Origin of the sequence: Actinomyces sp. ICM47, from assembly GCF_905369875.1 — a bacterium.
GTDB lineage: Bacteria > Actinomycetota > Actinomycetes > Actinomycetales > Actinomycetaceae > Pauljensenia.
Genome location: NZ_CAJPJE010000019.1, coordinates 25,096 through 37,224, shown reverse-complemented (window position 1 = coordinate 37,224; position 12,129 = coordinate 25,096). Strand labels below are relative to the sequence as shown.

The window sequence follows — 12,129 nt, the reverse complement described above, 5'->3', positions numbered from 1 at the left end:
GTCGGTGACGACCAGGGCCGGTGGCGCGATCCGGCTCATGAGCGCGCCCCAGGCCCGAGAATTCTCACTCCTAGCCGCATACCAGCCCAGCACACAATCGGGTGTTTGGGCGATGAGCACCACGGCGCCTCGGCCCAGGTGGATACCGTCAACGAAGATGACGTCATGAACCTCATCGATGATCGGGCTAAAAGGCCATAACTGCCACAACGGCTCACAACGGCTGCGAAACGAGCGGCCCCCGCCAGGCAAATCCGCCTGACGACGTCGACCCAGCAGCCAGGCCACGAATTCATCAAGATGCTTGGCCGTGGAGTCTATTTCGTTCAACGTCGTGATTTTGCAGGGTTGACACCGCCAGCGCTGACGACCTGTTGACGTCTTACCGTGACGGATCATGGGACAGCCACACACAGGGCATGATGCAGTATTCACAAGAACGAGGCAAACACGACCAACTAAAATAGTGACTTTCCCGCGCGACAAAGCCGAAAAGTCACCCTGCTAGCAACACGATCTGTCCATCCTCATAGTTGGTCCCAACCAACTAAAACACCGACTTTCCCGCACCAGAAAGCCAAAAAGTCACCCTTCCAGCAACACGTAGTGTCCTATAACCCCAGCACGCACACACGCGCCCACACACCATCCAGGCATAACAAAACCGCCCGGCCCCATCGGGGCCGGGCGGCAGTGGCGGTAGCGCTGGGATTTGAACCCAGGGTGGCTGTGACACCACACAGCATTTCGAGTGCTGCACCTTCGGCCGCTCGGACACGCTACCTTACCCGGATACTCTACTACATGGACCCCCACAGAGCGCAAATCGACCGGGAAGTCTGGGATCAGGGCCACACAACGTCACAAGATCACACTGCAGCACGCAACACGGGCACCACCTCAGCATTTAGAACGGTTGAAAACACAATTAGGTAACCGCATACCATTCACGACAACGCATACATGCTCTACTCTTGCAGGGTATCTATTCAACGCAGCGAAAGGATTTTTCGTGTCTGCGCCAACTGCGGCGAAGCAAACGTCGCTCAAAGAACTGACCCTCCGCGGCATCATCATCGGCGGCATTATCACGCTGGTGTTCACGGCCGCGAACGTGTACCTGGGTCTGAAGGTTGGTCTGACCTTCGCGACCTCGATCCCGGCAGCCGTCATTTCGATGGCAGTTCTGCGATTCTGGGGCGACCACACGGTCCAGGAGAACAATATCGTCCAGACGATTGCGTCGGCGGCGGGCACGCTGTCGGCTGTCATTTTCGTCCTCCCCGGCCTCGTGATCGTGGGCTGGTGGAGTGGCTTCCCCTACTGGCAGACCATGTTCGTATGCGCGGTCGGCGGTTCACTGGGCGTCATGTACTCGATCCCCCTGCGTCGCGCGCTCGTGACGGGTTCGGACCTGCCATACCCCGAGGGTGTGGCCGGCGCTGAGATCCTCAAGGTCGGCGACTCCCAGGAGGCCGGCGAGGACAACAAGCGCGGCCTGCTGGCGATCACCTGGGGTGCCCTGGCCTCGGCGGCGATGGCCCTGTTCGGCTACCTGAAGGTGACGGCCTCCGAGGTCGGCGCCGCCTTCAGGATCGGCTCGACGGGCACCATGCTCTCGACTTCCCTGTCGCTCGCGCTCATCGGCGTGGGCCACCTGGTCGGCATGACGGTGGGCGTTGCGATGCTCATCGGCATGGTGATCTCCTACGGTGTCCTGCTGCCCCTGTACGCGAACGGCCAGCTGGAGGGCGCTGAGGACCTGACCGATGCTCTGTCGACGGTCTTCAAGACGGATGTGCGTTTCATCGGTGCGGGCGTCATGGCGATCGCCGCTATCTGGACGCTCATCAAGATCATGGGTCCGATTGTCCGCGGCATGTCCGAGTCACTGCGCGCCTCACGCGGCGCACAGGAGGCGGGCGCCCAGATCGACCGCACCGAGCAGGACATCCCCGGCAAGTGGGTCATCGTTTCCATCTTCGTGGCCATGGTTCCGATCGCCGGACTGCTGTGGTGGTTCATGCGCGGCACGCAGATCGAGCACAACACGGCCGTCCTGATCGCCGTCTCGGTCCTCTTCATCCTGCTCGCCGGCCTGCTGGTCGCGGCAGTGTGCGGTTACATGGCGGGCCTCATCGGCTCGTCGAACTCGCCCGTGTCGGGCGTGGGCCTGCTGGTCGTCGTCATCACGGCGGTCGTCATCCTGGCGGTGCACGGTCGCGGTTCGACCACAGAAGAGAACACAGCGCTCATCGCCTACACGCTGTTCACCTCCGCAATCGTGTTCTGCATTGCGACGATCGCGAACGATAACCTGCAGGACCTCAAGACCGGCCAGCTGGTGGGCGCGACCCCGTGGAAGCAGCAGGTTGCCCTGGTCATCGGCGTCGTCTTCGGCTCGCTGATCATTCCTCCGGTTCTGGAGCTGATGCAGAACTCCTTCGGCTTCCAGGGTGCGCCGGGCGCTGGCCCGGACGCGCTGGCGGCCCCGCAGGCCTCGCTGATTTCCTCGCTCGCGAAGGGCGTGCTCGGCGGCGGCATCGACTGGAAGCTGCTGGGTATTGGCGCGGCGATCGGCGTTGTCGTCATCGTCATTGACGAGGTCCTGCGCCCCGCCTCGAAGGGCAAGCTGGCCCTGCCTCCGCTGGCCGTCGGCATGGGCATCTACCTGCCTGCGTCGCTGACGATCCTGATCCCGATCGGCGGCCTGATTGGCTTCCTGTACAACAGGTGGGCTGACAAGCAGGCGGACGTGGAGCGCGCGAAGCGCTTCGGCACGCTGGCTGCGACGGGCTTGATCGTGGGCGAGTCCCTGTTCGGCGTTGTCTACGCGGGTATCGCGGGCGCGACGGGGTCGGAATCCCCGCTGGCGCTGCCGTTCATTCACGATGGCTTTACTCCCATCGCAAACGTGCTCGGTATTGTGTTCTTCGCGGGTGCGACGTGGCTGCTGTACGGCTTTGCCCGTAAGATCACGCGCGACGCGGATCGCGACTCGGCGGCGAAGGCAGCGGAGTAGACCGCTCTGGGCTGACCCGGTCACTCACTTTTCCCCGGCCTCGTTCACTCACCATGGACGAGGCCGGGGTTCCTTATGTGCTCATCTGCCCCCAGCGGGTGGGAACTTACGCCCACTGGGACGGACATAAATCCCACGATGTGACCACCGCATCGCTTGACACCTGGGGACTAAGCCCATGTCAAGGCACATTTGACTGCAATTCAGTAAAATTTAAGCTCCCATGACTAACAAAAGAATGATACTTTTATAACATGAGTCACATCCTGGAACCGGACGTCACGTGGCTGCGGGACCCAGGGGCGTCGGTGAACCGTTTGACGGTGCACGCGACGTGGAGGTCACGCAGGCCACTCCAGCTGCTCTCCAGCACCTGGCAGGTTACCGGTGTCACTGGCACCGCCTCGGAGCTCATTGAGAGGGCTCCTTCTTATCAACATTTCGGCGCGACATCCGTGCCCGGCATCCTGGAGCTGGATGGCACGTGGATGCGCGGTGAGGTCCAGACCCGCGAGGAGGACGCCTCCCGTTTCGACGACACAGAGTCCTGCGACCTGGCGCGCGCCTCGATTCTGCGTCGCGAATTCATCTTCGATGCTCCCTTGAAGGAGGCGGTTGAGCGCGGTTGGATGATGACCTTGACCTTCGGCGGGTTCTCGGGTCCTCTCTACGCGTGGGTTGATGGAACCTTCGTTGGTTTCTGTGCGGATGGTTTCATTCCTGCCGCCTTTGACGTGACCCACGCGCTACAGCCCACCCACACGCATACGCTCGCTGTTTTGCTGATGGATTCGCCGGTGTGCTGCCACGGCCTGTTCCGCGAGGTGTCGCTGGAGGCGCGTCCCCCGGCACACATTGTGGATCTTGTGCCGGTGGCGTCCCACGACGGGCGCGCGGGTGCTCTGACGCTGCGCGTCGAGACCACGGGCGGCGTCGAGGTGCACGCCACCTTAGTGAACGAGGCCGAGCAGGCGGAGCTATGGTCTGCCTTCGGGTCGCCTGACGACGTGTTCGAGGCTCGTGGACTCAAGGTGCTCCCGTGGAGCGCGGAGGAGCCGGCGCTGTACCGGTTGATCGTGACGCTGCGCGACGAGGAGGGGATCAAGGACACGGTGTCCCTTGACCTCGGTTTCCGCAGCATTGAGGCGACGTCCCAGGGTGTGACCCTGGGCGGTAAGGCCTTGATTTTGCGGGGCGTCACCCGCAACGAGTGCGACGGGCGCACGGGCTTGGCGGTCAACTTGCCGGAGATGCTCGACGACATCGTGTGGTGTAAGCGCCACGGCGTCAACACGGTTGTGATCACCGACGCACCCGGGCATGCTCGTTTCCTGGAGTTGGCCGACGAGTACGGCCTGTACATCATCGACTGCACGTCAGCCCTGTATGGCCCGGGGGTCGCACGCGACGAGGCAATCGAAGCGGCGATCCGCCGCGACCGCGCGCACCCGAGCGTCATCGCCTGGGCGATGGGTGATGAGGAGGACGAGGTCCGCGCCGCCCGCTCGCTCGATCCGACACGAGCGGAGTACTCCCAGGCCTGCTTCCCGGACCTGCGCAAAGTGCGCGGCGAGGAGCTGCACTACGCGCCGGTGACGGTTGCGCCCTCGTATTCGGGGGTGATGGTGCGTAACCACATGACGTTTACGTCAACGGCGGATCTGGAGTTCCTGTGCCGCGTCGTCAACGAGGGTCGCGTGACGTGGGAGTACTCGGCATCCTTGGATGTGGCACCCGGAGAGACGGGTTTCCTCTCGGTGCCGTGGCCTTCGCCGGGGCTGCGCGAGGTCTCGGTGCGCCTGTCCTACAGCACGGGGTGGGCACCGGCGGGCTTTGAAATCGCACACGGAGACTTGTCGATGTAGTCGTGCCAACAGTCGGATAGATGCGTGGGGGGTGACTCGCTCGAGTCGCCCCCCACGTCTGTCTGTGCGCGACGAGGCCGTGGCCAGGAACCGGGGAGGGCCTCCTCAGGCGACGAGGCCCTGGAGGGAACCCAGGCCTCGTCAACGAAGGAACGAAACGTTCAGCGGAAGGCTGCACGCCTCGTCGGGATGGTCGGCATACCGAGCATGACGGAGCCGGACCCGCCGCACGATGCCGGCTCTTCGACGTCCACGAGCTGCAACACGTCGCCGTCGCGCGCCTCCGGGTCCTGTAGGGCGGTGGCGAGCATGAGCTTGATGCGGTTGAGCTGGTTGACCTCGGAGGCGCCCGGGTCGTAGTCGACGGCCACGATGTTGGCCTCGGGGTATCGGGTGCGCAGCGCCCGGAACATGCCCTTGCCGACGATGTGGTTGGGCAGGCACGCGAAGGGCTGGGCGCAGATGATGTTCGGGCAGCCGTGTTCGATCATGTCGACCATTTCGGCGGTCAGGTACCAGCCTTCGCCAGCCTGGTTGCCCAGGCGCGCGATGTCCTGGGAATGCTCGATCATTTCTTCGATGGGCCGGTGCGCCTCGAACTTGCCGTTCGTGGCCGCGAACGCGCGGTGCACGGGTTTCTCGTACTTCTTGAGCGCCCACAAAACGATCGGCATGATGTAGCGCTGCTTGCCGTCGATGCCCAGGTTCTCCTTGTCCCAAGCGGCGGTCGCCACCGAGTTGTGGAAGAACTGCATGAGGCCGGGCAGTTCGGCCTCGCAGCCCTCGGCCTCGATGACGTCGACAGCGTGGTTGTTGGCGTCGGGGTGGAACTTCACGAGGATCTCGCCGACCAGGCCGACGCGCGGCTTGCGCGGGATGTCACGCAGCGGCAGGGCGTCGAAGGCGCGTACGCATTCGCGGATGAGCTTCCCGTAGGAGGTGCGTCCGCCGAGGGCACCGACGCGTCCCGACGTGATCCACTCCTGGACGTAGCCGTCCCACGTGCGGTACAGCTCCATCGCGGAGCCGGGCTCGGCCTCGTAGGGGCGCACGCGCAGCAGCATCGACTGGATGGCGTCGCCAATGACGAAGGCCTGGATGGCCTTGTGGATGTGGGTGACGCCCAGGCGGAAGCCCGGGTTGTCCTCGAAGCCCTGGACGGACAGCGCGATAACGGGGACCTGCGGGTATCCGGCGTCGCGCAGGCCCTTGCGCAGCAGGGCCGCGTAGTTACTGGCGCGGCACATGCCGCCGGTCTGCGTGATGCCCACGGCCGTGCGGTCGGGGTCGGCGCGCCCGGAGATGAACTCGTCGAGGAGCTGGCCGATGACGACGATCGCCGGGTAGCACGAGTCGTTGTTGACGTATTTCAGGCCGACTTCCATGGAGGTGCGGCTCGTGTGCTCGAGGACGCGCACCTTCAGGCCCGCGCTCGCGAACAGCGGGGTGAGGAAGCGGAAGTGGATCGGGGACATCTGGGGGGCCAGAATCTCGTAGCCGGCCTCGCGCATCTCCTCGGTGAAGACGGCGCGGGGCTGGATGTGGCCGGCTGCCTCCTCGCGGGCGGCGTCGCCGGACGGGTCACGCAGGGTGGCAGTGTCGACGGAACCCGACACCAAGCCCACGGACGAGGCGGGGGCCAGTTCCGCTCCATCCGCTCCGTTTTCGCCGTCCCCGGCCCCGGCCTCGTCAATAGTGGAGGCAAGGGAAGCGCGCTCGGTGATCGCCGCGTCGAGGGAACGCAGGCGAATCTTCGCCGCACCCAGATTGGAGACCTCGTCGATCTTGAGGACGGTATGTACGTCGCCACGGCCTTCGAGGATCTCCTGGACCTGGTCGGCGGTGATCGCATCGACGCCGCAGCCGAAGGAGTTGAGCTGGACCATTTCGAGGTCGGGCTCGTCGCCGACGCGGGCGGCGGCCTCGTAGAGGCGCGAGTGGTAGGACCACTGGTCGAGGACGCGCAGGGGTCGTTCGAGGCGGGCATCGATGATGGAATCCTCGGTGAGGACAGCCATGCCGAGGCCGACGATCACCTCGGGGATGCCGTGGTTGATCTCGGGGTCAAGGTGGTAGGGGCGGCCCGCCAGCACGATGCCGCGCACGCCATGCTCACGCATCCACTCGATGGTTTCGACGCCCTTCGCGCGGATTTCGGCCTTGACGGCGGCGTCTTCCTCCCAGGCCTTGTCGAGGGCGGCCTTCATCTCCTCGACGGGGATGTCGTAGCCGTACTGCTTGAAGGTCTTGGACAGGTGGGCGGGCAGGTACTCGCGGTTGCCGAAGTTGACGAAGGGGCTGATGAACTGGGTGCCCGGCTCCAAGAGGCGCTCCATGTTGTTGCGGATGACCTCGGGGTAGGTCGCCACGATGGGGCAGTTGAAGGAGTTTTCGGACTCGGTGAGCTTCTGCTCGAAGTCGACGCAGGGGTAGAAGATCGTCGTGATGCCCTTGTCCAGCAGGGACTCGATATGTCCGTGGACCAGCTTGGCCGGGTAGCACACGTTCTCCGAGGGGATGGACTCCATGCCGGTCTCGAAGAGGTCGTGGTTGGAGCGGCCCGAGATCATGACGCGGAAGCCCAACGCGGTGAGCATCGTGAACCAGAACGGGTAGTTCTCGTACATGCCGAGCACGCGCGGGATGCCGATGTCGCCGCGGAACGCCTTCTTCTCGGTGAGGCGGCGGTAGCCGAAGATCCGCTTGTACTTCCAGTCGTAGAGGTTGGGCAGCTCCGACTTCTTGGGCACGCGCTCCAGGGACGCGCCGCGCTCGCAGCGGTTGCCGGACACATGACGCTCGCCGTTGGAGAACGTCGAAATCGTCATCTGGCAGTGGTTCTGGCACAGGCGGCAGGTCTTACGGGTCGTGTCGACGCTGAAGCCTTCAAGGACCTCGATCGTGGCCAGGGACGAGGTCCCCTCCCCCGTGTCGTGCATGCGCGCGGTCAGGGCGGCGCCGTACGCGCCCATGAGGCCCGCGATGTCGGGGCGCACAACCTCGCGGCCGGTGAGCAGCTCGAAGGCGCGCAGCACCGAGTCGTTGAGGAAAGTGCCGCCCTGGACGACGACGCGCTCACCCAGGTCCGAGGGCTCCTTGAGCTTGATGACCTTGTAGAGGGCGTTACGCACGACGGAGTAGGACAGACCGGCGCTGATGTCGCGCACGTCCGCGCCTTCCTTCTGCGCCTGCTTAACGGAGGAGTTCATGAACACCGTGCAGCGGGTGCCCAGATCCACGGGGGACTCGGACTCCATAGCCATGCGCGCGAAGGAGCGCACGTCTGTGCCCATCGTCTGGGCGAAGGTCTGCAGGAAGGAGCCGCAGCCCGAGGAGCAGGCCTCGTTGACGGAGATGGAGTCCACCGTGTGGTCGCGGATGCGCAGGTACTTCATGTCCTGGCCGCCGATGTCGATGACGGAGGTGACGCCGGGGCAAATGAATTCGGCTGCGCGGTAGTGGGCCATCGTCTCGATCTCGCCCTCGTCCATGGTCAGGGCGGCCTTGACGAGGCCTTCGCCGTAGCCGGTCGCGCACGAGCGGCCGATCTCGCAGCCCTCGGGCAGCGCGCTTCTCACGGCGCGCACGATGTCGACGGCGGCAGCCACTGGGTCGCCCTCGTTGGAGGCATAGTGAGTGAACACGATGCGGTCCTGGGAGTCGATGACGACGGCCTTGATCGTCGTGGAGCCCGCGTCGATGCCGAGCCAGCAGCGGCCCTCGGCCTCGTCGAGGCTGGCCTTGGGGATGACGTCGAGGCTGTGGCGGGCGATAAACTCCTCGCGGTCCTCGGGGGTCGCGAAGAGCGGATCCATGCGCGGGGATTCGACCTGCACGGGGGCGGCGGCGAGGCGCTCCATGAGGGTCGTGAGCTTCTCGCCGCGGGTGTCGACGGGGGTCGCGCCCGCTTCCTCGGCCTGACGTTGTTTTTTGGCGGCCTCCTTCTGCGCGAGGAGGGCCGCGCCGATCGCGACGTAGAGCTGGGCGTCATCGGGGGTGACGAAGGCATCGGCCTTGGGCAGGAGGGCTTTGTAGGCCTCGCGCAGGGCGGGCAGGAAGTGCAGAGGGCCACCGAGGAACATGACAGTTCCGCGGATCGGGCGCCCGCACGCCAGGCCGGCGATGGTCTGGGTGGCGACGGCGTTGAAGATGGAGGCGGCCAGGTCCTCGTGGGCGGCACCCTGGTTGATGAGGGGCTGGATGTCGGACTTGGCGAAGACGCCGCAGCGCGAGGCGATCGGGTAGAGCTGGGTGTGGCGGGTCGCCAGCTCGCCGAGGCCGGAGGCGTCCGTGTGCAGGAGGGTCGCCATCTGGTCGATGAAGGCACCGGTGCCACCCGCGCAGGTGCCGTTCATACGCTGCTCGGGGGTGGGGTGCAGGTAGGTGAGCTTGGCGTCCTCGCCGCCCAGTTCGATGACGACGTCGACTTCGGGGTGGAGGCGCTGGGTGGCCTCGGTCCCGGCGATGACTTCCTGGACGAAGGGGATTCCCATGGCGCGGGCGGTCGTCAGACCGCCGGAGCCGGTGATGGCCGCGTGGACGCGGGCACCGGGCAGGGCGCGCTCGACGTCGGCGAGGAGGGCCCCGAGCGATGCGCGCACGTCGGCGTTGTGACGACGGTAGTCAGAGAAGAGGCGACGGTTTCCATCCAGGACGACGGCCTTGACCGTCGTGGAGCCGACATCGATGCCGAGCTGGTAGGGGCGCGTGGCCTCGTGGTGACCCTGTGTTGTCATGGGACCTCCTTGAATCACCCAACAACATAGGTCGCGGGTATTGCCCCGTCAAAGGTATGGATTCCCTTCCCTAAAAACCACAGTAAAACGGCATAGAACCGGGGAAAATCACCTGTCCGACAGCGAAGGGCACGGAGGGGAAGCACAACACACCCGACAAGAATTACAACATATGAAGGGTTCCAAAATTAGACTCTTCGACAAGATAGCGGTCTGCCCAGTTTGCCTGCGCCCACGCGGCACCGCGCTGTCTGCCGCACCCACCGCGCCATGGCCTCGGTGCACGCCGTGCCCCACTCTTCCACCCATTAGCCCTCTATTCCGCACGTAAACCCTCTTACCTGCACGTGGGCAGGGCCGCCTGCGTACGGAACAGCGGGTTAGCGTGCGGATCAGAGGTCCCACACTCGGAAATAGCAGGTGAGCGCGCGTCGCGTAGGAAGCATCCGCCAAGAGACGACACGTACACCCCGACTCACGCACGGGCGGCGACGGGGATTGCACGGACCTGGGTGGCCTTGACGCTCGCCCACAGGGAATCACCGACACCGAGGCCCAGGTCGGCCCACGCGGACGCCGTGACCCTGGCGGTCACCGAGACTCCGCCCGCGAGCGCGACGCGCACGCTGACGAGGGAGCCGTTGACGTCGATGCCTGCGACGACGCCGGGGAGGACGCTTCGCGGCGAGGCGTGGGATTCTTCACGGGAGAGGGCGATGGCCTCGGGTGGGAAGGTCAGAGCGATGCGCGCCGACTCTTCTCCGGAGGTGGTACCGTCGGAGGCCGCCCACAGCGTCCCCTCGCCGACGCGCACGCCGACGAGGCCGGGGCGGGCGACAGCGGGGCCGGTGACGATGTTGAGTCCGGCCAGGCGGGCCGCGAACACCGACGTGGGCGAGGCGAGCACGCGGGCGGGTTCGCCTTCCTCGACGATGCTCCCCTCCCCCATGACGATCATGTGGGAAGCGAGGGCCAGGACTTCGGCGATGTCGTGCGAGACGAGCAGGGTCGTGATGCCCGCGCCCGTGAGGCGCTCGCGCAGGACGGCGGAGACCTGGGCGGTGGCTTCGACGTCGAGGGCGGCGGTCGGCTCGTCGAGGATGAGCACATCGGGGCGGAACACGAGTGCGCGGGCGATGGCGACACGGGCGGCTTGGCCGCCGGACAGGTCGGAGGCACGCTTGTGGGCGAGGTCGGCGATACCCACGGCGTGCAACTGCTCGAGGGCGGCGGCACGGGCCTCAGCTCGACCGACGCCGCGCACGCGTAGCGGGAACGCGACGTTGTTGAGGACGCTCATGTGCGTGAAGATGCACGGTGCCTGGGAGACCATGGCAACGCCGCGCCGCCGCGCAGGCACGAAGGTAGCGGCGTCGTCGACGAGGCGCTCGCCGATCTGCGCGCGGCCGGAGTCGAGCCGCAGGGTCCCGGCGACAACTTGGGCGAGGGTAGACTTGCCCGCACCGTTGTGCCCGACGACGGCTGTCACGAGGCCGGGGCTCAGTTGCACATCCACGTCCCAGCCGCGCTCATTCACCGTCCCGGCGACGTGGACAGCGGCGGCGGAAGCGTCTTCACCGGAATCGCCGATGCCGGATTCCGGGTCAGCCGCCAGAGATCCCTCGGCGCGAGCACCCGAGTCAACCCCGGACGCAGAACCGCACCCCGACCTCGTCGATGACAGACGTGAACGCACGAGGGAGGCGACACTCCCCCACGGGGTTTCCGTCAGCGCAACGACGAGTGCTGCAACACCGAGGAGCACGACGCCGAGCGCGAGGGCCAGGTCGGCGTCGGACTCGCGTGCCAAGTAGATCTGGAGCGGCATCGTGCGGGTCACACCCTGCATGGACCCCGCGAACGTGAGGGTCGCTCCGAACTCGCCGAGGCAGCGGGCCAGCGCAAGGGCAGCACCGCGCCCCAGGCCGGGCAGAACGGTCGGCAGCGTGATCTGCCAGAAGACACGCGAGGGCGAGGCCCCCAGGGAGGAGGCCATCTCGTCGAGGCCGCGCTCACGGGCGCGCAGCGCGGATTCGAGGGTGACGATGAGGAAGGGCAGGGAAACGAAGACCTGCGCGATAACGACGGCTGTCGTCGTAAAAGCGATGTCGAGGCCGGCACTGCTCAGCAGGGCACCCAGCATCGAGCGCCTGCCGAAGGCCGAGAGCAGCGCGATGCCGGCAACGACGGGCGGCAGCGAGAGCGGCAGGGCGACGAGGATGCGGGCGGCGCGCACGCCCCGCCACGAGCGGGACAAGATGAGGGCAGCGGGCACCCCGAGGAGGAGGTCAACGCCGAGGGCCACGGCGCACGTGCGCAGCGACAAGCTCAGGGCGGCGGCGGCCTCGGGCGTCGCGAGCGTGGTCCCCAAGCTGGCCCAGTTGACGCGCCCCAGCATGAACGCGAGGGGCAGGACCAGAAAGCACAGGGCGAGCGCGCCGAGGCCCCCCGCCCATATGGGCAGGGGGCTGACGGCGGGCGTCCTGCATGAGGTCATACGTCGACG

At 65.9% G+C, this 12,129-nt stretch carries 4 protein-coding genes, 1 tRNA gene and 1 pseudogene; 2 read left to right on the top strand and 4 right to left on the bottom strand.

Annotated elements, in window-relative coordinates; all coding sequences use genetic code 11:
• Together QZ149_RS05505 and QZ149_RS05500 are read right to left on the bottom strand one after the other, a co-directional pair.
• Nucleotides 1-330 (bottom strand): annotated as a pseudogene (locus QZ149_RS05505) (IS256 family transposase); the annotation flags it as partial.
• Between the two features lie 364 nt (nt 331-694).
• A tRNA-Ser gene (locus QZ149_RS05500) sits at nt 695-784 on the bottom strand.
• 228 nt (nt 785-1,012) lie between these two features.
• On the opposite strand from QZ149_RS05500, the gene QZ149_RS05495 reads away from it, so the two are divergent.
• Together QZ149_RS05495 and QZ149_RS05490 are read left to right on the top strand one after the other, a co-directional pair.
• Complete coding sequence (locus QZ149_RS05495) at nt 1,013-3,022, top strand: oligopeptide transporter, OPT family (protein ID WP_291450291.1); 2,010 nt, start codon at nt 1,013-1,015, stop codon at nt 3,020-3,022.
• Between the two features lie 254 nt (nt 3,023-3,276).
• Entirely contained in the window at nt 3,277-4,887 is a 1,611-nt protein-coding gene (locus QZ149_RS05490) for a glycoside hydrolase family 2 TIM barrel-domain containing protein (RefSeq protein ID WP_291450290.1), read from the top strand.
• A gap of 161 nt (nt 4,888-5,048) precedes the next feature.
• Here QZ149_RS05490 and QZ149_RS05485 read toward each other — a convergent pair whose 3' ends face one another.
• Entirely contained in the window at nt 5,049-9,623 is a 4,575-nt protein-coding gene (locus tag QZ149_RS05485) for an acyl-CoA dehydratase activase-related protein (RefSeq protein ID WP_291450288.1), read from the bottom strand.
• 475 nt (nt 9,624-10,098) lie between these two features.
• Nucleotides 10,099-12,120, bottom strand: coding sequence for an ABC transporter permease (locus QZ149_RS05480; RefSeq protein WP_291450287.1), 2,022 nt, complete (start codon nt 12,118-12,120; stop codon nt 10,099-10,101).
• Between the last annotated feature and the right edge of the window lie 9 nt (nt 12,121-12,129).